The 21,108-nt window shown below is 71.2% G+C and carries 13 protein-coding genes; 3 read left to right on the forward strand and 10 right to left on the reverse strand.

The window, feature by feature from the left end; translation table 11 throughout:
* Positions 1-69: 69 nt before the first annotated feature.
* From WMF46_RS36085 to WMF46_RS36110, 6 genes are all read right to left on the reverse strand, one after another.
* A complete protein-coding gene (locus tag WMF46_RS36085) occupies positions 70-1,005 on the reverse strand; it encodes a hypothetical protein (protein WP_437981358.1) in 936 nt (311 codons plus the stop codon).
* A 90-nt stretch (positions 1,006-1,095) separates the two neighbouring features.
* Positions 1,096-1,533: a CBS domain-containing protein gene (locus WMF46_RS36090; RefSeq protein WP_437852422.1), complete on the reverse strand. Its 438-nt coding sequence runs from the start codon at positions 1,531-1,533 to the stop codon at positions 1,096-1,098.
* Between the two features lie 254 nt (positions 1,534-1,787).
* Positions 1,788-3,053 (reverse strand): pectate lyase family protein, encoded by a 1,266-nt coding sequence (locus tag WMF46_RS36095; RefSeq protein ID WP_437981359.1) that lies wholly within the window; start codon positions 3,051-3,053, stop codon positions 1,788-1,790.
* Between the two features lie 351 nt (positions 3,054-3,404).
* Entirely contained in the window at positions 3,405-3,560 is a 156-nt protein-coding gene (locus WMF46_RS36100; protein WP_437981360.1) for a hypothetical protein, read from the reverse strand.
* Between the two features lie 69 nt (positions 3,561-3,629).
* Positions 3,630-7,505 (reverse strand): protein kinase domain-containing protein, encoded by a 3,876-nt coding sequence (locus WMF46_RS36105; protein WP_437981361.1) that lies wholly within the window; start codon positions 7,503-7,505, stop codon positions 3,630-3,632.
* Positions 7,506-7,797: 292 nt separating this feature from the next.
* Entirely contained in the window at positions 7,798-8,127 is a 330-nt protein-coding gene (locus tag WMF46_RS36110; RefSeq protein WP_437981362.1) for a DUF2934 domain-containing protein, read from the reverse strand.
* A gap of 379 nt (positions 8,128-8,506) precedes the next feature.
* On the opposite strand from WMF46_RS36110, the gene WMF46_RS36115 reads away from it, so the two are divergent.
* Positions 8,507-9,601: a sigma 54-interacting transcriptional regulator gene (locus WMF46_RS36115; protein ID WP_437981363.1), complete on the forward strand. Its 1,095-nt coding sequence runs from the start codon at positions 8,507-8,509 to the stop codon at positions 9,599-9,601.
* A 404-nt stretch (positions 9,602-10,005) separates the two neighbouring features.
* On the opposite strand, the gene WMF46_RS36120 is transcribed toward WMF46_RS36115, so the two are convergent.
* From WMF46_RS36120 to WMF46_RS36135, 4 genes are all read right to left on the reverse strand, one after another.
* The gene (locus WMF46_RS36120; RefSeq protein WP_437981364.1) at positions 10,006-10,428 is read right to left on the reverse strand and encodes a hypothetical protein; all 423 of its coding nucleotides are present in this window, start codon (positions 10,426-10,428) and stop codon (positions 10,006-10,008) included.
* 70 nt (positions 10,429-10,498) lie between these two features.
* Complete coding sequence (locus tag WMF46_RS36125; protein ID WP_437981365.1) at positions 10,499-10,885, reverse strand: hypothetical protein; 387 nt, start codon at positions 10,883-10,885, stop codon at positions 10,499-10,501.
* Between the two features lie 86 nt (positions 10,886-10,971).
* On the reverse strand, positions 10,972-16,122 hold the full coding sequence (locus WMF46_RS36130) for an AAA family ATPase (protein ID WP_437981366.1): 5,151 nt from the start codon (positions 16,120-16,122) through the stop codon (positions 10,972-10,974).
* Between the two features lie 332 nt (positions 16,123-16,454).
* A complete protein-coding gene (locus tag WMF46_RS36135) occupies positions 16,455-17,261 on the reverse strand; it encodes a helix-turn-helix domain-containing protein (RefSeq protein WP_437981367.1) in 807 nt (268 codons plus the stop codon).
* Positions 17,262-17,347: 86 nt separating this feature from the next.
* Here WMF46_RS36135 and WMF46_RS36140 point away from each other — a divergent pair, with 86 nt between their 5' ends.
* Both WMF46_RS36140 and WMF46_RS36145 read left to right on the forward strand, forming a co-directional pair.
* The gene (locus WMF46_RS36140) at positions 17,348-18,403 is read left to right on the forward strand and encodes a glycoside hydrolase family 16 protein (RefSeq protein WP_437981368.1); all 1,056 of its coding nucleotides are present in this window, start codon (positions 17,348-17,350) and stop codon (positions 18,401-18,403) included.
* 251 nt (positions 18,404-18,654) lie between these two features.
* The gene (locus tag WMF46_RS36145) at positions 18,655-21,024 is read left to right on the forward strand and encodes an alpha-amylase family glycosyl hydrolase (RefSeq protein ID WP_437981369.1); all 2,370 of its coding nucleotides are present in this window, start codon (positions 18,655-18,657) and stop codon (positions 21,022-21,024) included.
* Positions 21,025-21,108 lie beyond the last annotated feature (84 nt).

The following is a 21,108-nucleotide window of genomic DNA, read 5'->3' on the forward strand; positions in this document are numbered from 1 at the left end:
AGACCCCCCGTGCCAGCACAGGTCCCTCCCGCAGGCCCTGTCCCTTCGCGCCACGCGGCCGCAGCCAGCTCAGAATCTGGCCCCCACCGCGAGACGGAGCGTCGCGAGCTTGCCCTGCTCCAGGCCGAACCCGAGCGGCTCGTCCAGCGCCACGAGCAGCCCGGCCCGGAAGTACAGGCCCGACGCGGGTGGCTCCACCCCGACGAAGGGCTCGGCCGCGAGCTGCATCTTGTCGGCCTGAGTGAGCGGGAACGCGGCCTGGAGGCGCGCGCCGACCCCGAACCCACCCACGCTGCGCAGCTCCGCCTCGTTGCTCTGCTCGATGAAGAACTCCGTGTCGCCGCCGCCCGTGGGGATGGCGAACATCGCCACGAGATCGCTCCGCACATAGAGCGCCTCGATCGGGCGCAGCTCGATGCCACCGCGGGCCCGCAGCGGGACGTGCTCCAGGAGCGCCCGCTGCGTGTCGAAATACCCCCGCACGGCCAGCGCCGCCGCCGCGGCCGCCTTCGTGTCGTCGGACGGATCCTGCGTGATGGGGATGGAGGCCGAGAGCCCGCCGACGAGCATCATCATGGTGGAAATGTTCCCGGCGTAGTGAAGTCCTATCGAGGGATTGCCGAAGAAGAACCCCTCGAGCTCCGGCGCGACCGTCGCCGCGTCGTGCTCCCCCGTGCCTGGCTCGCTCGCCTTGCTGCTCCCGTACGCAAACGGCAGCTCGGCGTCGAGGTGGAGCCCCCCGATCAGCTTGATCTGGGCGACCGCCGCGAAGGACGCCACGAAGGAGTTCCCCTCCCACGCGCCGCTCGGCCCGTCGCTGCTCACGGTTTCCCAGTCGGGGAGGTTCGCCTCGATGGTGCTGGTGAGCACGTCCGCCTCCACGCCGAGACGGAAGCCGTGGGACTTGGCCCACTGCGCATCCGTGACGGTCTCCTCGGCGAGCGCTGGCGGGGTGAATGAGAGCAGGAGGGAGAGGGCGGCGAGGGACGAAGCAAGCTGGCGCATGCGGACAGCGTATCTTTTTTTCCGTCCGGGGCCATCCGGCGGGACGATGGCACAGGCAGCCCGGAGGAGAGGTGGCCGCCCGCCGGGCGCTCAGCTGTAGACCCCCTGCACGTACTCGGTCAGCATCTTGATCTCGGCCTCTTGCTCGCGGCTCACCCAGTGGACGAGGTCGCCGATCGAGATCATCCCGACCACCCGCCCGTCCTGGACCACGGGCAGGTGACGGCAGCGTCGCTCGGTCATGACCGCCATGGCCTGCCGCGCCGACGTGCTCGGCTCGACGCAGACGACGCCGCACGTCATCACCTCTGCGACGGGCGTGTCCGCCGGATCGCGTCGGGCCAGGATCACCCGCGTCATCACGTCCCGCTCGCTGATGATCCCGCTCGGGGACCCGTCGATGCTCACGAGCAGCGCGCCCACGCGCCGCACGCACATCGACTGCACAGCCTCGAAGACGGTTGCATCCGGCGAGATGGTGTAGACGTTCCGGCCCTTCCTGTTGAGGATTTCGCCAATGCTATCCATGGTCATCCCCTTCCTGAGGGAATCATGACAAAAAAATCGCGCGTGCAGCGTGCTCATGCGCAATTTTTTGGCGGCTTTTCACCTGGACGTCTGGCTTCCGGCGCTTCACGGCCGGGCTCGCCTTGGCGTCGAGAATGCGGCCGGGCTGAGGCGGCCGCCCTTTGTTGCATGGATATTTCAGACCGAGGGCATCGCTCTTTTCGACGGATCGGAATCGATGAGGCCCTCTCCGGCCTACCAGCCGGGGGGAGCTCTCAGTAAGCGAGCGTGCAGGTGTTGCCGGCTCCGCACTCCTTGGAGGTGACCGCCGCGACGACCTGGGACGCCGGCATCGGCGTGTAGCGGTACGGGATCTCGAAGACGGTGCCCCTCGAGTCGTTCAAGTCGTCGCCGGTCCCCTGATTGCCGATCCCCTTCCAGCCTCTTGGACTGCCCATGTCCGTCCAGATCGACCTGTTCTCATCATAGACACAGTTCTCGGCGATGAGCGCCATGTCCTTGCCCACGCCGTGGATCTGGCTGCCGCCGGTCTTGTGGTAGTTGTTGAGCATGTGGACGTTGCCGTACCGCCCGCGAGGCTGACGTGAATCGACGCGCTCGCCCCAGTGGCTGTTCATGTACGTGATGTGCAGCTTGCCCTGGCTCGCCGGCTCGTCGTCGCTGCCGGCGATCAGGTTCGAGAACCGGTGCTCCTTGTCGTATGTATAGTAGAAGCGCGACCAGGAAACGGTGACGTAGTCGGCTCCCTGGGTGATGTCGCAGTTGCCGTCCTGGCCGTCGGAGATGTCCAGATGGTCCAGCCAGACGTGGTGGGCGCCGTTCCCCGTGTAGACGGCGTCTGCGCCGGCCTTGCACTCGTCGTAGCTGGCGCAACGCGCGCCCCGCACGGCGAGGTTGCGGAGGATGATGTTGTGCACCTCGGCGCCGCTCATCCGGATGTTGCCCGTGATGGTCACCCCCGGGCCGATGCCGATGATCGTCTTGTTGGCGCCTGGCGCGAGCGTCCCGCTGTAGTTCCCGGGCTTCACGAGGATGATCGCCGGGGTCGAGCCCTTCGCCGCGTTCTGGAGCTCGCTCATCGAGTCCACCGTGATGGCCGAGCTCAGATCCGTGCCGCCGCCGGTCGTGCCGCCAGCGACGCTCGCGAAGCCCGGAACGGGATCCGTGATGTGGAGGTCCCCAACCGGGGTCGACCCGCCGGTGCCCTCACCACCGACGCCCGCTCCACCTGTGTCCGCTCCACCCGTGTCCCCTCCACCAGCGCCCGCTCCACCCGTGCCGGCCGCGCCCCCGGTGACGCCGCCCGTTGCGCCGGTTGTGGCTCCGGTGCCGCCTGTTCCGGCCGTGGTGGTACCGGAACCGCCCGTCGCCGTCCCCCCACCGCCGCTGGTCGTCGCCCCCGCGCCGGAGGTTCCTCCAGAGCTCGCGCCGGGGCCGGGCGTGACATCGGGATCCGTCGAGCTACAAGCGATCAGCAAGCCGAGAAGCGAGAAGGAGGCGAGTCGATACGACTGGGGCATGGTTCCTCTGCGGGTGATGGAAGCCAAGCTTCTTTCCCTCAGGTTGCGCTGCCCCCCCGCCAGCCGTCACAAATCGCAGGGGCGCTCCCGAACGGCGATCCGCGTCGGATCCTTAAGAGCGCCGAACAAAACCGGACCGAGCCAGGCGGATGAGGGCATCGGTATTCACCAAGCTCGTTCAGTCGCGCTCAGGGCACACCGCGCCCCCACCATCGCCCACCGTCGTGGTCGTGGTCGTGGTCGTGGTCGTGGTCGTCAACGGCCCATTCGTGAACGTGAACGTCCTCCGGAAGTCGCCTCTCTCCCTCCGCGATGTTGAGCGGAACGGAAAGCGCCGCTCGATGTAGCCAGTCAGCCGGAGGCGGCGACAAGCGCCCACCGAGGATTCGGCAGAACGTTCACGTCCACGATCGTGTCGTCGACGACCACGACCACGACCACGACCACGACCACGACCACGACCACGACCACGACCACGACCACGACCACGACCACGACCACGACCACGATTACGACCGCGTTGGTGTCCGAGGGGGTGGGGGCGGGCCTTGTGCCCTCCCGCGCCCCCGCCTCCCCTCACCGGTCCACGCGGTCGAGCCACGCGCGCGCGTCCTTCTCCAGCAGCGGATCCCCGAGCCGCACCGACAGCTCCAAGAGATCCTCGAACTCCCGCCGCGCCAGCGCGTCATTGCGCGCGTTCTTCAGCAGCATCGCCGCCGCCCAGCGGCCCCGCAGCACGTCGTGCCAGTAGCCCTGCTCCTCCGCCCGCGCGATGAGCGCCTGCAGCCGCTCCCGCGCGTCCCCCGCCCCGGCCACCCCGTCCAGGTACGCGAGGTACATCCGGTTCGCCGCAGCCACCCGGTCGTACCCCGCCTCGTCGGCCCGCTCCAGCGACTCGGCGAAGAGCGACCGCGCCCGCTCGTGCTCGCCCAGCCGCACGCACGCGTACGCCAGGTTGTGAAGGTTCACAACCCCGTCGAACCGCAGCCCGAGCGCCCGGTCCAGCGCGATCGCGCGCTCGCACGCCCCCGCCGCGGCCCGGAAATCCCCCGCGTAGAGCTCGATCGCCACGAGCAGCTTCGCCCGCACCGCCTCCGCGACCCGATCGCCCGGGGCGGCCGCCTCCCAGCGCGACAGCGCCTCCAGCGCCCCGGCCCTGTCGCCCGAGGTCGCCCGCGCCAGCGCGATCGACTGGAGCGCCCGCGGATCGTCCGTCGGCCCGAGCGCGGCGAGGTCGAGCGCGGCCCGCCGCGCGCGCGCGAGCTGCCCCTGAAGGCACGAGACCTCCACGTCGACCGTCAGCGCCTCCTGCAGGAGCTCGCGGCGACCTACCGCCATCTCGACAACGTCGTCGAGCAGGTCGTGCGACAGCCGGAACAGGTTGGTCGCCCCGAGCGCGCGCGCGAGCTCGATGCGCAGCTTCACCCGGAGCTCCAGCGAGCCGACCGCATCGACGCGCGCAAGGATGCGGTCCGACGCCGCCGGCAGCGACGGCGCGCGGCGCGCGTGGCCGACCGCCTTCGAGAGGATCGCCACCCACCGGGCGAGCTCGTCGGGATCGCGCCGCGCGACGTCCGAGAGCTCGAACGCCCGCGTCATCGCCGCGATCGCCGCGTCGAACTCGCCGCGGCGCACGCGGACGCCCGCCGTGCGCGCCAGGTGCCCCGCCGCGCCGTCCGCGTTCCCGAGCGAGAGCGCCCCGTCCACGGCGCGGCCGAGGTGGCAGTCGACGAGCGCGAGCACCGCCGGATCGTCCCCGCCCACGCGCTCCAGCCACTCGGCCGCAAGCCAGTGGCCGAGCGCCCGATCCGCGTCCGTCAGCATCTCGTAGGCCGCGTCCCGCACGAGCGGGTGGCGGAACGCGAACTCCGGCTCCCCGCGGAACATCGACTCCGGCCGCGGCTCCAGGAGCTCCCGCTTCTCGAGCGTCAAGAGCCACGACTCGAGCTGCGGCACCTGCCCGCCCCCGCCGAGCATCGCCTCCAGACCGCCCCGCCAGAACACCTCGCCCATCACCGCCCCGGCCCGGAGCACCCGGCGCGCCTCGGGCTCGAGCGCCGCGATCCGCGACTGCATCATCGCGAGCACCGTCTCCGGCACCTCCCCCGCCCGCCTGTCCGCCGTCGCGCGCACGAGCTCCTCGAGGAAGAACGCGTTCCCCGCCGACCGGTCGACGAGCGCCGCGAGCTCGGCCTCCTGCGGCGCGTCGCCGAGGACCTCCCGCACGATCCGCTCGCACGCGCGGCGCGACAGCTCCCCGAGCCGCATCTCCGTCGCCTCGCGATCCTCCCACAGGCCCGGGAACGCCTCGCGCACCCCGGGGCGCGCCAGCGCCAGCACCATGAGCGGCTGGTGCCGCAGGAACCGGAGCGCCGCGTCGAGCGTGTCCACCGTGGCGCGATCGCAGAAGTGCAGGTCGTCCAGCACGATCAGCACCGGCCGCGCGTCGCACTCGGCCCGCAGGAAATCGAGCCACGCCCGCCGCGCCTGCTCCTCCATCACCGCGCGGTCCTGCCGCGCCGCGCGCAGCGCCGGGCTCTCCGGGAACGGCACCCCGACCAGCTCGCCCAGCAGCTCCGTCACCCGCTCCCGCGCGGCCTCGCCGACGTGCCGCGCGACCCGCGCCGCGAGCTTCTCCCGCCGCGCCTCCGCGGGCTCGTCGTCGAGCAGGCCCGCCGCGCGCCGCACCGTCTGCGCGAGCAGCCCGAGCGGCGCCGCGCCGCACATCGGATCGCCGTGCGCGCGCCACACCGTGACCGGCTCGCTGCGCGCCTCGACCCGCCGGAGCAGCTCGTGCGCGAGGCGCGACTTGCCGACGCCCGCCCCCGCCGTGACCAGCACCACGCGCGCCACCCCCTCGGTCGCGCACTCGTCGAGCACGTCCTCCAGCGCCCGGAGCTCCCGCTCGCGCCCCACGCACGTCGTGAGCTTGCCGAGCACCTTGCGCCCGCCGTCCTGCGGCTCGCGCGCGCCGAGCAGCGTGGGGCCCTGGCTGCCCGCCGCGATCTCGAAGCGATCGCCGAGCAGCGCGGCCGTCATCTGATCGATGAGCACCGGCCGGCCCGAGGACGGATCCTCCGCGGCGTGGCGGACCCGCGCGTCGAGCAGCGCGCCCGTGCGGTCGATGACCTGCCCCACCGCCTGCGTCCCGGCGATGACGTCCCAGCCCGTCGCCAGCGCCACCCACGCCCCGGGCAGCAGCGCGTGGATCGAGAGCGCGCAGCGGGCGGCCTTGCCGGCGAGATCGGTCGGCGAGCCCGCGCCGGCGACGACCGCGGCGACCGAGCCGTCGGCGAGCACCTCCAGGACCGCGCCGTGCGCCTGCGCGGCCTGCCGGACCTCGTGGAACGGCGTGGTCGGCGGCGGGGCGGGCCGGGGCTTCACCGGCGGCGCCGGCGCGAGCAGGCCCTCGGGCAGCGCCTCCTTGCTGCCGGAGACGACGGTCGCGTGGTGCCCCGACAGCATCGTGTCGCTCGCCCGCTGGGGGCCCGCGATCGCCTGCGGGCGGGCCGACGGGGGGCCGCGCCTGCCGGCGCTCATCTCGGCGGCGAGGACGACGCTGACGAGCCGCCGCTCGCTCTTCGTCAGCGCGGGCGTCGGCAGGCCGTTGCCCGTCGACATGTTGCCCTCCACGACGCTCAGCATCCGGAGCTCGGCGGCGACCTCGCCCGCGTCCGCGGGGCGCTCCGCGGGGTTCTTCGCGAGCAGCCGGGCCACGAGCAGATCGAGCGACGGCGGGATGTTCGGGCAGAAGGTGCTCGGGCGCGGCGCGGCCTCGAAGAGCACCTTGGCGAGGACGGACAGCGGGTGCTGGGCGACGAACGGCGACCGCCCCGTGAGGCACTCGAACAGGAGGCACCCGATCGAGTAGAGGTCGGCGCGCGCGTCGACGTCTACGTCGCCGCGGACGCGCTCCGGCGCCATGTAGGCCGGCGTGCCGATCGCCGATCCGGTGAGGGTGAGCTCGTACGTCGCGTCGGCCTGGCGCGCGATGCCGAAGTCGATGAGCTTCGCGCTCCCGATGTCGCCGCCGGGCAGGAACACGTTGGTCGGCTTGAGGTCGCGGTGCACGATGCCGCGCGCGTGGACGGCGGCGAGCGCCTCGGCGACGCGGCCGACGAGCAGCAGGCTGTGCTCGATTCCGAGCGGCCCGCGCGACAGCCGCGCGCCGAGGTCCTCGCCCTCGAGCCACTCCATGGCGAGGTAGTAGAGGCCGTCCGCCGTGACGCCGTGGTCGATGTAGCGGGCGACGACGGGGTGCTCGAGCTCGGCGAGCAGGCGCGCCTCGCGCTGGAAGCGCACGACGTGCTCCCTGCCCTGGTTGAAGATCACCTTGAGCGCGACCGCCTGGCCGCTCTGCCGGTCGAGCGCCCGCCACACCGCGCCCATCCCGCCGGAGCCCGCGAGGCGTTCCAGCTGGAAGCGGTTGGCGAGGACGTGACCTGAATGCATGGCGCAAGTATCGGTGTGCAGACCTCCGCGGTCCAGGCGGCCGGGGCGCGCGTGGACCGCGAACCGTGGGCCCACCGCCCACGCGGAGCGCGAGGATACTCATCTCGCGGCGCGGCTACGAGCCTCGAGGGCCCCCGGGCGCAGCCGCCGGGCCGGCGGGAGCGCGGCCTCGACCCGCCCTCGCCGGCCGACGGGGCCGCTCACGCCCGCGCGAGCGCGCCTGTCGGGCTCGCAGGGGCGCGCTCGCAGGGGCACGCGGCCTCGCGCCGCCCGCGCCGCCGCGGCGGAGCCCTCAGCTGGCGAGGCGCTCGAGCCGCGCGTCGACCTCGCGCTCGGCGTTCAGCCAGTCTTCAACGGGGTTGTTCCGGAAGCCGGCCCTCTCGGCATATCCATAGGCCAGCTTGGCGATCAGGCCGTGGCGCTCCTCGCGCGACAGCCGCGGGCGCGGCAGCGCGGCCTTCGGGGCGCCGGCGCTCGCGCGCTCGGCGGCGCGCTGCACGGCCGCAGAGGGCGTCTCGACGGCGGCGGGGGCAGAGACCGCGCTCTCGGGCTGCGCCGAGGCGACCGGGCTCGTGGCCCGGGTGGTCTTCGTGCGGGCCGGGGTCTTGCGCTTCGAGCTCATCTCGTCGTCTCTCCTTTCGGGTACACGGGTCGACTAACCCAGGTCCGCGCGTACGCACAAATTTTGAGCACGTAGTTTCTCGGCGCCCCCCCCGCCGCCGGTCGGGATCTCCCTTCCAAGAGACCGTGATTCGCGGTAGGGTCGATGTCGCTGACCGGGTGAGATCACCCGGCATGTGTCAGCCATCATCCCTCGTTGTTCGTCGCCGCCTCGTGGCCGACGTTCATCCGCCATCGTCCGTCTATCGTTCCCACCGTCGTTCCCGTTTTCGCTCACGGCGGCCCATCCCTGGTCGCCGCCTGCGCTGAGGACAGCTCGGTAATCCAGAAAACGGCAGGCGCGTCGCTCGCCGTCTGCCCACGAATCGAGGAGATGCGATGTGGAAGAAAGCGCGGCCCCTTCCCGGCGCACGGAACACCTCTGCTCGTCCGGCAGCGGGATGACGCGCGTCGTCTGGGTCGAGGACGACAGCGAGGTGCGGCTCATCGGCGCCTCGGAGCGCTGGGCGCGCGCGATGGAGCAGCTGCGCCGGCTGGCGGAGCACGAGCGCGCGCCGCTGCTCATCACGGGCGAGCCTGGCACGGGCAAGGAGCTCTGCGCGCGGCGCCTTCACGCGGCGAGCCCGCGCGCGGGCGGCCCCTTCGTCGCGGTGAGCGCGGCGCGGCTACCGGCCGAGCGCCTCCGGGAGGAGCTCTTCGGCGTGGCGGCCGGGGCGGACGGGCGGCCCGCGGCGCGCCCCGGGCTGCTCGAGCTGGCGCGGGGGGGCACGCTGTTCCTCGCCGAGATCGGCGCGCTCCCGCTCGAGCTCCAGCCGCGGCTCCTGGCCGTGCTCGACGGGGAGCCGCTCTGCCGGATCGGCGGCGGGGAGGCGCTGGTCGCGGACGTGCGGGTCATCGCCGCGACGAGCCAGGATCTCGCGGCGCGCGTCCTCGGGCGGTCGTTCCACGAGGCGCTCCACCGGCGCGTCGGCGGGCTCGCGCTCTCGCTCCCCCCGCTGCGCGAGCGCGACGGCGACGTGCGCAGGCTGGTCGAGCACTTCCTCCAGCGCCAGAGCGGCGCGACGGGGCTCGCGAGCGCCGGGGTCACCCCGCGCGCGCTCGCGCAGCTCGAGGCGTACCCCTGGCCGGGGAACGTCCGCGAGCTCCGGGGCGTCGTCGAGCGCGCGTTCCTCCGGGCCCACGGCGCGCCGCTCGATCTGGAGCACCTGCCGCCGGAGATCGGCGCGGCTGCGCGTCCGCCCGCGCCGCCGCGATCGGGCCCGCCGGGCGCGCCGCGCTCGTCGCCGCCCGCGCGCGGCAGCGCGTCGCTCGGGGAGGCCGTGCGCCGCCACATCCTCGCGGTCTACGCGGCCCAGAACGGCAACGTGACCCGCACGGCGAGCGCGCTCGGGATCACGCGGGTCTCCCTCCGCCGACACCTGCGCCAGTACCTCGCCGCGGACGCGCGCGACAAGGAGCCGCTGAGCGATCGCTAGGGCCGCGCGTCAGGGATCCCGCCTGGACCGTCCCTGAACGCTTCACCGCCCGGCGCGCAGGAGCGCTCACAGACCGGGGCGAGCTGATCCTCGCAAGAGCACGACGGCCCCCGGCGCCGCTCCGCCAGTGAGGCCAGCGACCTGGTGAACGCTCACACGACGCCAGCTGGCGTGCCCTCGCGCCCCTAGAGCGACAAACGGGTTGAAACCCCGAGAAAAACAGGAATTTCACAGGGAGGCGGGGAGGCGGGGAGCGAGAGACGGCAAGAGGGAGAAATTCATTTTTTTCTTCCTCCCCGCCTCCTCGCCTCCCTGTGAAAATTCTCCGGGTTTCAACATGATTGGTGTTCTAGACCACGTTCGTGCCGCGCGCCGCGCTGCATGCGTCGGCGCCGAGCATGGCGTCAGCCTTCTGTCACATAACGGATAACGGCGCTGGAAGAGCCGCCTCTGGGATCGAAGCCAGACCACACGGAGCCCCACGCGTAGTGCTCCCCGGGCGTGAGGCCGTGAGCCAGCAACCACTGATCATTCGCCGCTTTCCGCTGCAACTCTTTCTCCTGGCTCCAGTCGTCCCAGCCGGTGCCAAACGTTGGATCGACCACGGTGATGTGCACCGACTCGAGCACCTCGGCCTTGAAGAACACAGCGAGCACGACGCTCTCCGCTCCCTCTTCGAAACGAAACGAGCACCATGGCTCGTTTCTGACCAGGACGGCGCTCCCCATGCCCACCGATGACGCAAGGAACTCGGAGCGACTCAGCGCCGGCGACAACACAAGACCACTTTCCAGCTCAAGCGTGCCTTCAAACGAGTCGATCTTCATGCCCGACAGCTACCCCTTGCTCGCCCCGTGTCAGGTCCAGCGGCCCGTCATGCGGGCCCATCCATCCTCTTCAAGTACGAGTCAAGTACGAGTCCACCGCGCGCCTGTAGTCGGCCTCGGAGACCAACGGTTCGACATCTTGCGGGAATCGATAGGGCGCACCGGAGCTCCCGCCCTTGACCTTGAGCGCTTTGCAGAGGCGCTCCACCCTCTTCAGGTGGCCGCCCGATTGCGGCAGATTTCGGGCCAACTCGGTGGGCACGACCCCATCGACATCCGAGACCAGACGGTGCTGCCGGAGCCGCATCAGCGCACCGTTGAGCTCATCCCAGGTCACGATCGCGTGATTGACCATATCGGCAGCAGCAATCACGTTGGCCAGCTCTGCCCTGCCGTCGCCCGCGACCAGCAGCATCGCGTACAGCACCCAGATATCGCTCGAAAGCAGCTGTTCCACGCCGTCTCCAACCTCCCCACAAAACGTCTCACGACCCGGCTCCGCGCCGCAAGGCCCAGCCGGCACCGGGCGGCCTGCGCGCCCCCTCAGGACGGCTGCGCGAGGCCGAGCTCTCCCTTCGGCTCGACGGGCAGCTCGACGACGAACGTGGTCCCCGAGCCCAGCTGACTGCGCAGATCCACGCGCCCTCCGTGCGCTCGCACGATCTCCCGGACAAGGTACAGCCCGAGCCCGAGGCTCTGCGCTTGATGAAGCCCCGTCGCGCGCTCGAACGCCTCGAACACGCGCCGCTGGTCGGCCTCGGAGATCCCGATGCCCTGATCGGAGACCGAGAGGCGAGCCACGGCCCCGTCCCCGTCGGTGACGATCCGGACCGGCTTTCCGGCGCCGTACTTCATGGCGTTCGTGAGCAGGTTCGTCACGACCTGCTCGAGCCGCAGCCGATCCCACTGGCCCACGACGGCGCGCTCCGCCTGCACGTGGAGCGCACATCCAGCCAGCTCGGCCTGCTCGCTCAGCCGCCCGACGACGTCCCGCACGAGGGCCGCCAGGTCCACCGGCTCACGCGTCAGGGCGAGCCGCCCCTTCTGGACGCGCGAGAGGTCGAGCAGGCTGTCGATCAGCAGGTTGAGCCGGCCGAGCTGGCGCTTGAACGACGTGAGGGACGACGATAGCCAGGACGAGGAGACCGTCTCCTGCTGCTTGATCGATCGCGCGAGCGCGTCGAGCTTCAGATGGAGGCCTGTCACCGGCGTCTTCAGCTCGTGGGCGAGGAACGCCGTGCGCCGCTCCGCGGCCTCCGCCGCCGCCCGCGCCTCGCGCTCCCTGGCGAGCAAGAGCGCGTTCTCGAGCGAGATGGCCGCCTGCGTGGCGAGCAGCTCGAGGGCGAGGAGCCGCTCTGGCGTGAACGCGTGCGTGGTGACGTTGTTCTCGAGGTACAGCAGACCGAGCACCTCGGCCTGCCGCAAGATGGGGACGCAGAGGACCGACCTCGGGTTGTGCCGGACGATGTACTCGTCCCCCGAGAACCTGCCCGCCTTCGCGGCGGCGTCATCGAGGAGCACGCGCTCCTTGGTGAGCCGCACGTAGTGGAGGAGCGAGGCAGGGAGGAGCGGAGAGGACGACACCGGCAACGACTGGAGAACCCTGGTCACGGTCCCCTGTCGCTCCTCGATCGCGGCCTCCGCCTCGATCGTCAGGCCGCCGTCCCGCACCAGGATGAGGCAGCCCTTCTGCGCACCTCCCTGCTCGAGGACGAACTCGAGCAAGGTCCGCAGGAGCTTCTCGAGGAGGATCTCGCCCGAGATCGCCTGCGATGCCTTGACGACAGCGAGCACGTCGAGCTGCTCCGCGCGGGCCGCGAAGGTGGCGGTCGGCTCGATCGGCCGCCGCTCGAGGAGCTGCGAATAACGCTGCTCGAGCTGCTTCACCTTGCCGTCGGCCCCCCAGCGCACATAACACGAGCGGGCCTCGCGCAGGTACGTATCGGAGAAGCGCTCGAACCCCCGCGCTCGATAGAACCGAGACGCGAGCTCGTAGGCGAGCGCTTCGATGTGGACGAAGCCGCTCTCGCGCGCCGCGCGGATGGCCTCTTCATAGAGGCGCATCGCGTCGAGGTCCCGGCCCTCGACGCGGGCGACCTCGGCGGACACCAGGGCGTAGCGGCTCCGGAAGTTCTCGGGGCAGCTTTCGGCCCAGCGCCTCAGCTTCTGGAGCGCGCTCTCGAGCGCCTGAGCGAATCGCTGCCGCTGCTCGGCCGGCGCCTCCGCGTGGAGGGCAGTCACCGTGAGCGCGTGGTAGAAGTGGTGCGTCGCTTCCATGGCCAGAGACGCCGCCTGCCCCTGCATCAGCGCGGCGGTGGCCGCGGACTCCAGCGCTTCGGCGTGACGCTCGTGCGTGAACGCGGCGATCTGCTTCATGATATGAAACATCGCGATCCCAAGGCCGAAGCCCGCCTTCTGGAGGATCGCGAGGGAGCTCGCCTCGTCGAAGTCGCCGCCGTCGAAGCTCGTGGGCCCCCGCGTCGCTCCCTTCAGGCTCGCCGCGAGCTGCTCTTCAAACCGGACCACGTTGTACACAACGTCGTTGTGGGTCTGCCGGGCGAAGGCGGTGTATCTCCGCGCGACCTCGATGACGCGGTCGAGCGGATCGCCGTTCTCGAGGACGATCCACACCATGTTGTACGTCAAGTAGCCGGCGAAGATGAAGTCTCCGACGTCGAGGCAATCGAAGAATGCCTTGTCCATGAGCGGGATGCTCGTCGCGTAGTGCCTGTGCCAGATGCTGATGACGCCCGCGTGGTGGAAGAGCAGCCTCCCCTTCAGCATGGCCGTGATGCTCTTGAATTTCTCGTTGAGCCTGATCGCCATCTCGGAGAACTGGAACGCGCAGGGGACGTCGCCGAGGAGGGACACCATGACCGCGGCGTAACAGCTATAAACGAAAGAGGACTCCTCGGCGTGTCCGTGCTGCAGGGACGCGTTCACCCCCTTGGCGGCGAGCAGCGGCCAGAGCGCCGGTCGCACGGAGAACATGAGGGGCGCCGACTCGGCGACCAGGCTGATGAACGCCCGCACGTCCTCGTCGGTCGCCACGGGCGCATCGACGAGATCGGCGACGCGACGGCCCCGCAAGGCGATCGGGACCTGCCGTATCTCGGCCTCCACGGCGGCGTGGATCTCCTCGTCGGCCTCCGGGAGCGTCGCCCCGTAGAGCCGCAGGGCCTCGATCATGACCGTCATGGCGTCGCGGTGCCGCCCGGCGATCTGGTAGAGCCGCATGCGCAGCCGGTGGGCCCTGGCTCGGTCGGGCCTGGAGCGGGCGTTCTGGAGGATCAGATCGAACAGCTCGTCGGCCGGCTGGAAATTGCCGGTGATGGACTCGCATTCGGCGAGCTCCAGGTGGAGCCTGAACGTGTCCTCGTACCGCGCGCTCCAGGCGTCCTGCGGCAAGAGGGACGTCGCCTGCGCCAGGTAGCTGCGCGCGGAGGCGTAGGCGACAGAGGCCTTCGCCTTGATCCCCGCCAGGAGGTTGAGCCGGCAGAGCGCCTCCCTCTCGCGTGGATCGGTGATGAGGTGGGCGCCGTGATTGAGCTGGGTCGCGACGTCGAAGGCCCGCTCCTCGACCGCCCCGCCGGGCAGACGGGACACGAGGCGCCGGCCGATCTCGAGGTGCACAGCCGCCCGCCGGGCCGCCGGGATGAGCGAATAGGCCGCCTCCTGGACGCGGTCGTGGAGGAACTTGTAGGTGCCTTCGTGGCAGAGGACGAGCCCCGCGAGGATGGCCTGCCAGACCTCCGCGTGAAGCGCCTCCTCCGAGCGATCGCACGCTATCGTCAAGACGCCGACCTCCGCGGCGTTCCCGAGACAGGCGAGCTGCTTCAGCGCCTCCTGGGTGCCAGCGGGGAGCCGCGCGAGCTTGTCGACCATCAGATCGACCACGTTGTCGGTGAAGCCTTTGGCGCGGATCTTCGCCATGTCCCACCGGAAGGCGCCCGCCTGCGGGTCGAGCTCGATCAGCTGCTCTTCGTGGAGGGCGAGGAGGAACTGGATAGCAAAGAAGGGGTTGCCGGCCGTCTTCTCGTGGACCAAGGCCGAGAGCGGCGCGGCGTCCTCGGGGCGGCACTGAAGCATATCGCTGACGAGCATGGACAGGTGCTCGCGGGAGAGCGGGCCGAGCACGATATTCCGGACGTGCGCGCCCTCCCTCCTCACGCCGTCCAGCGCCGCCATGAGCGGGTGCGAGGGGGTCACCTCGTTGTCGCGGTACGCGCCGATGACGAGGAGGTGGCCCGTGTCGAGGTGCGTCACCAGATCCTGCAAGAGCGCGAGGCTCGCCGAGTCGGCCCACTGGAGATCGTCGAGGAAGAGGACGAGGGGGTGCTCCTTCCGGGCGAACACCCCGATGAAGTGCCGGAAGACGGTGCGGAACCGGTTCTGCGCCTCGACCGGCGGCAGCTCGGGAGCCGGCGGCTGCGGGCCGATGACGAGCTCGAGCTGCGGGATCAAGTCCACGATGAGCTGCGCGTTGACCGTGAGGACCTCGAGCAACCGCTGCTTCCAGGCCGCGATCCTCTCGCTGTCGGCGAGGAGCTCGAGCACGATCTCCTGAACGGCCTGCACGATGGTGGAGTAAGGGATCTCGCGCTTGTGCTGATCGAATTTTCCCGAGGCGGAGAACCCCCGCTCGCCCGCGACGGCCCTGTCCAGCTCGTGGACCAGCGTCGACTTGCCGATGCCGGAGTAGCCCGAGAGGAGCACGAGCTGTGGAGAGCCGGTGTCGACCACGCGCTCGAAGGCGCGCAGCAGCGCCGCGATCGCCTCGTCGCGCCCATAGAGCTTCTGCGGGATGCACAGGCGGCCCGACGCGTCCTGTTCGCCCAGCGGGAACGGCGCGACGCTGCCGTCGCAGCGCCATGAGTCGAAGCACCGCTTCAGGTCATGGCCAAGGCCGCGGGCCGTCTGGTAGCGCTCCTCGGGCATCTTCGCGAGGAGCTTGATCACGATGCGCTCGACCGCCTCCGGCACGTCGGGGACCATCTCGGACGGCGCCGCGAACGCGCGGGCGACGTGACAATGGATCCATTCGAGCGGGTCGCGGGCGTCGAAGGGGAGCTTCCCCGTGAGCATCTGGTAGAACGTGACCCCCAGGGAGTACAGATCGCTGCGGCTGTCGACCCCACGGTTCATCCGCCCTGTCTGCTCGGGCGACATGTAAGGGAGGGACCCCTCGATGACGCGGGCTGGTTCCAGGGCGTGCTGTTCGCGGGAGAGCCGTGAGGCGAGCGCGAGATCGGCGATCTTGACCTCGCCCGTGGCGGGAATGACGAGGATATTTGCGGGCTTGAGGTCTCTGTGAACGACGTTTCGCTGATGGATGTCGGAGACGGCATCCGCGATGCGGACGGCGAGCTCCAGGAACCTGCCAATCGCCATCGGCGCGCCGAGCAGCCGATCGAGCGGCTCAGCGCCCGAGTCTTCCATGACGAGGGCGAGCGCCCCGTCGTACATCTCGAGGGCGAGGGGCCTGACGACGGCTGCCGCGTCGAGCATCTTGCCCATCTCGTACTCCCTCTTGAGCCGGGCGAGGTCCTTCGGCCGGCAGCTCCTCGGGTCGAGCACCTTGAGGACGACCGGATGGCCGTCGGCGTTTCGAACAGCGCGGTACACGGCAGTACCGCGGCCCTCGCGAATGGTCTCGGAGATCGTGTACGGGAAGGGAGGGGACGGGCTCGTCATGCAGGCGATGGGCAAGGCAGCCTCGGCAGTGGCAGCAGGAGCCCCTCCCCGACAACGTATACCATTCCCCGCCCCCGCATCATGGCCAGCGTTGCGGGCGATCCGGCGCGGATTCGCGTCGGCCGGCGGGCTCGGCCGCGCGCGCGGCGCCCGAGGGCGCCGTCGCCAGGCTGCCTCGGCCGAGAGCCGCTGCGTTCAACGCGCCTCAGGCGATCGAGGACGGCACGCTCGACGCCCCGGGCGTGCGGGCTACCGGGCGCACGTCGTCCAGGAGAACCTGCCGGCACCTGCCTGGCGAGCGATGGAGTCCGCCAGGTCACCGGATATCACGGTTACCCTCCGTGCATCGGCGCGGTCATTTCGGTCAGCGCCGCGCGCTGGCCGCCGAAATAGCCCTGGGGCGCGCAGCCGAGGGCGCGCGTGAAGACGCGGTGGCATTGCGCATAACTCCCGAACCCGACGGCGTACGCCGCGCGCGCGAAGCTCGCGCCGCGATCCACCTCGGCGATGAACTGCATCAGCTTGAGCCGCGCACGGTACTCGACGACATTCACGCCCACGTCCTTGCGAAAACGCCGGCTGATCCCGCTCTCGCCCGTGCGCAGGCGCGCCGCGAGGGCTGCCCCGGGGAGATTCGGGTCGAGCCGCAAGAGCTCGAAGATGCGGCGGCTCACCACGTGGGGGAGCGGCACGTTCGACAGCGACCGCTCGAAGAGCTCCGCGAGGCGATGCTCCACGACCGAGACGTCGCGGGCTCGGTCGAGCGCGCCGAGGAGCGCGAGTTCGTCGGCGAGCACGGCCGGCGTGAGCTGCACAGCGTCGAGCGCGACCTTCGACGCGGCCCCCGCGACGCGAGCCCCCAGCTCGGGGCGGAGCGCCGCGACGTACAGAACGAAATCGCTGCTCTCCTCGAGGAGCGCGTGATCTTGCCCCGGCGCGAAATAGAGCAGCGTGCCCGCCACGAGCGGCACCACGCGCTTTCCCACGCCCATGATGCCCGTGCCGCGGGCGACGAGGTTGATCTCCGGCTCCTCGTGGAAATGCCGGGGACGACGGTACTGCGGCTGGTGACGAAAGACCTGGGCGCGCCGGCCGGCGAGCATCGGAAAGGGCTGGAACAACGCGGGCCGAGCGCTCAAGGCCAGGTCAGTGTGCGGCAGCGGGGACGCGGACAGAAAGCAAAAAATGCGAAGCGCTCTCGCCCCCGGCGCGCCACGTGGAGCTCATGATGTCTTCGACGCGCTGCACGGTCGCTTCGCTTCTGTTCTCCGCATTCACCGCGCTGGCCTGTGACGACTCCAGCCAGCCCCCGGGCTCGGCGACGGGGGCTGGCGGGGACGGCACCGGCGCGGGGGCTGGTGGTGGTTCCAGCGCCGGAACGGGTAGCTCCGTGGCGGGGGCTGGGGCTGCGGATGGCGCCTCCAGCGCCGGAGCCGGCGCAGGCGGCGCGGGAGGCGCAGGCGGCGCAGGCGGCGCAGGCGGCGCAGGCGGAACGGCGGGTGGCACAGCAGCGGCGGGCGCCACGGGTAACGGCGGCTCAGCGGGCGGCCCTCCCCCGGCCGAAGAGGCCTTCACGCTGCTCTTCCGCGACGATTTCGATCGGCTGGACGCAGCTCGCTGGCAGCTGATGACACATTCCTGGACCGAGAATCTGGCGCTGTTCTCGCGATCCGCCGCGACCGTCGAACGTGGCCAGCTGGTGCTCCGGCTCACGCCGGCTCCCCAGGGCACCACCGACAGCTCCGGAGCCGCCAAGACCTTCCTGGGTGCCGAGGTTCGCTCCGTCGACTCGCTCACGTACGGGCGCGTGCGCGCTCGCGTCAAGCTGGCCCGAGGGTCGGCGGTCATCTCGTCCCTGGTCACGATCTACACCCCCTGGCCAGCGGACAACTGGAACGAGCTCGACATCGAGTGCCTGGGGGCCGCGCCGAAGGACGTGCAGTTCAACGCCATGGTGTACACCGGCGCTCCGGTACGGCCGCCGGTGACGCAATCCGTCAGTCCGACTCAGTATCCGCGGAAGGTGGACCTCGGCTTCGATCCGAGCGAAGACTTTCACACGTACCAGATCGAATGGACACCGTCCGGCGCCCGCTTTTCCGTCGACGACGTGCTCCGACACGAATGGACGGAGCGCATCGATCTCATGGTGCTGCCGCAGAACGTGCTCATGACCATCTGGGCGTCGTCGAGCGCGGCCTGGGCCGGGGCCGTGACGGCCGAGACGGGCAGGGCGAGCGCGACCTACGATTGGATCGAGCTCTATCGGTACACGCCTTGATCGGGTCGCGAGACCAGGCCGCTCCGAGCGCGTGAGCTCACGCGGTTCGGCCCGACGAAGCGCGAAGCGAACGCCCGGGTGCGGGGCGGAGCCCCGACGGAACCTGCGCGCGCCTGTTAGCGACACGACAGCATGGGCGGAGCATCGCTGTTCTCCACAGCGGCTGCGGTGATTCAGGGCGACGCGCGCGCTGACATGCCTCTCGCGATCGGATACTGCTCGAGGCCATGTCGCGCCGCCGTTCTGCCGTCATGATCGCCGCTGTCTCCGCCGTCATGCTCCCTGCCGTCCCGCTCGCGTGTGGGGGCGATCGCGAGCTCGACGCGGGCCAGGGGCAGGGCACGAGCGGCGCCGGGACGGCAGGCGCCGGTGCTGCTGGCGGCGAGGCGGCTGGCGTGGGCGGCGCAGGCGGCGAGGCCGCGGGCGCCGGCGGGGCAGGCGCCGGCGGGGCGGGCGGAGGTGCGCAGTACGGGAACGTGCTCTGTCCGACCTCGTTCACGTTCAACGCGCCTCCCGGGGCCACGGATGTCCGCGTCGCCGGCGAGTGGAACGGCTTCGATCTCGGCGCCGCCCCGCAGCTGCAGGGCGGTACGCAGGGCCGGCTCACGGCCACCGTCGACCTGCCGCCGGGGCTTCACGGCTACAAGATCGCCTATCGGTCCGGCGGCGAGGTCTCGTGGGTGCTCGACCCGGCGGAGGGGCGCCGCAAGTACGTCGACGGGGTCGAGAACTCGGCCGTCAAGGTCCCTGACTGCCGCCTCCCGTCGTTCTCGGTCGCGTCCAGCCAGGCGACGCGGCCTGCCGCCGGACAGGGCGCCTTCGAGGCCCGGCTCGTGTACCGGGACGGCATCGAGGGCGCGGGCCCCGAGGCGGCCGCGTTCGAGGCGGTTCTACAGGACCAGGACGGCGAGGCGCGCCCGCTCGCGGATCAGGAGCTCTCGGTCGACGCGCGCGGCGACGTGCGGATCCAGCTCGGAGGCCTCGGCGACGGCAAATACCGCGTCACCCTCCGCGGGGCGACACGGAGCGGCCGCGCCGGTGAGCCGCTCCGGCTGGTGTTCTGGGTCGAGGCCGAGGCGTTCTCCTGGGAGGACGCGCTCATCTACATGGTCGTCACCGATCGTTACCGCGACGGCGATCCCGCCTTGAACCCGCCCGCCACGCCGGGCGCCGATCCGCGGGGCGACTGGGCCGGCGGGGACCTCGAGGGGCTGCGGCAGGCGATCGAGGACGGCACGCTCGACGCGCTGGGCGTCCGGGCCATCTGGCTCACGCCGTTCCAGGAGAACCCCGCCGGGGCCTACCTGGCGAGCGATGGAGTCCACCAGGTCGCCGGATATCACGGTTACTGGCCCATCAAGGCGCGCGAGGTGGAGCCGCGGCTCGGCGGCGCCGGGGCGCTCCGGGCGGTGGTGGCCGAGGCGCACCGCCATGGGATCCGCGTCCTCCAGGACTTCGTGGTGAACCACGTCCACGAAGATCACGAGTACGTCTCGTCTCACCCGGAGTGGTTCAGGACGGGGTGCGTCTGCGGGACGGACGGGTGCGACTGGACGTCGCACGCGCTCGATTGCATGTTCGCGAGCTACCTCCCCGACGTGGACCACACGGTGCCCGAGGCCAACGCCGCGTTCGTGGCGGACGCGATCCACTGGCTCGACGCGTTCGATCTCGACGGGCTCCGCGTGGACGCCGTGAAGCACGTGGAGGAGATCGCCACGCGCAACCTCGCCGCGGAGGTGCGGGAGGCGTTCGAGCCGGCCGGCACACGTTATTTCCTGATGGGCGAGACGGCGATGGGCTGGAGCGACTGCGCCGACCCGTGCAACGACGAGAACTACGGGACGATCGCGAGGTACATCGGCCCTCATGGGCTCGACGGCCAGCTCGATTTCGTCCTCTATCACGGGGTCTCGTACCGGACGTTCGGCTGGGGCGAGGAGGGCATGCTGCACGCCGCGTACTGGGTCGAGCACGGGCAGCGGCGGTGGCCGGAGGGCGCGATCATGACGCCGTACATCGGCAGCCACGACACGGCCCGGTTCGCGACGCTCGCCGACTACCGCGACGAGGCGGGGCCTCGCGGCCGGGAGGTCCCGGGCCGCCAGTGGTCGGACACCGCGGGAGCGCCCGAGTCGCCCGAGGTGTACGCGCGGGCGCGCCTCGCGATGGCGTGGCTCCTGGGCCTCCCGGGCGCGCCGCTGCTCTATTACGGCGACGAGTACGGCGAGTGGGGCGGCGCCGACCCGAACAACCGCGGCGTGTGGCGTCCGGAGGAGGATCTCACGGCGGACGAGCTGGAGACGCTCGATTTCGTGCGCGCGCTCGGGACCGCGCGCCGGGGCATCCCCGCGCTCCGCCGCGGCGCCTACGTGAACCTCACCGCCACGGAGGACACGCTGGTCTTCGGCCGCCGGCACGGCCGGGGGGAGTCCGCCGTGGTGGCGCTGACGCGCGCGGGGACGGAGCAGCGCATCTCGGTCGAGGTCGCTCAGGCGCTCGGCCTCCCGCCCGGCGCCGGGCTCAGGGACGCGCTCGGCGGCGCGAGCGAGGTCGTCTCCGCGGCCGGCGTGCTCTCGATGAGCGTCCCGCCGGGCGGGGCGGTGATCTTCGCGCCGTGATCGCTGGCAGGCCGGCGGGAGCGGGCTCCGGCGGCGAGCGCAGGCGCAGCGGGAGCGGCCAGGCGCCTGGACGAGCGCGGGATG

The sequence above is a fragment of the Sorangium sp. So ce117 genome (assembly GCF_051524395.1).
Lineage (GTDB): Bacteria > Myxococcota_A > Polyangia > Polyangiales > Polyangiaceae > Sorangium > Sorangium cellulosum_B.

What these genes read in the sequence shown, in the direction of transcription:
- WMF46_RS36085 (WP_437981358.1), bottom strand. Translation starts at nt 1,005, where the DNA reads ATGCGCCAGCTTGCTTCGTCCCTCGCCGCCCTCTCCCTCCTGCTCTCA.
- WMF46_RS36090 (WP_437852422.1), bottom strand. Translation starts at nt 1,533, where the DNA reads ATGGATAGCATTGGCGAAATCCTCAACAGGAAGGGCCGGAACGTCTAC.
- WMF46_RS36095 (WP_437981359.1), bottom strand. Translation starts at nt 3,053, where the DNA reads ATGCCCCAGTCGTATCGACTCGCCTCCTTCTCGCTTCTCGGCTTGCTG.
- WMF46_RS36105 (WP_437981361.1), bottom strand. Translation starts at nt 7,505, where the DNA reads ATGCATTCAGGTCACGTCCTCGCCAACCGCTTCCAGCTGGAACGCCTC.
- WMF46_RS36110 (WP_437981362.1), bottom strand. Translation starts at nt 8,127, where the DNA reads ATGAGCTCGAAGCGCAAGACCCCGGCCCGCACGAAGACCACCCGGGCC.
- WMF46_RS36120 (WP_437981364.1), bottom strand. Translation starts at nt 10,428, where the DNA reads ATGAAGATCGACTCGTTTGAAGGCACGCTTGAGCTGGAAAGTGGTCTT.
- WMF46_RS36130 (WP_437981366.1), bottom strand. Translation starts at nt 16,122, where the DNA reads ATGACGAGCCCGTCCCCTCCCTTCCCGTACACGATCTCCGAGACCATT.
- WMF46_RS36140 (WP_437981368.1), top strand. Translation starts at nt 17,348, where the DNA reads ATGATGTCTTCGACGCGCTGCACGGTCGCTTCGCTTCTGTTCTCCGCA.
- WMF46_RS36145 (WP_437981369.1), top strand. Translation starts at nt 18,655, where the DNA reads ATGATCGCCGCTGTCTCCGCCGTCATGCTCCCTGCCGTCCCGCTCGCG.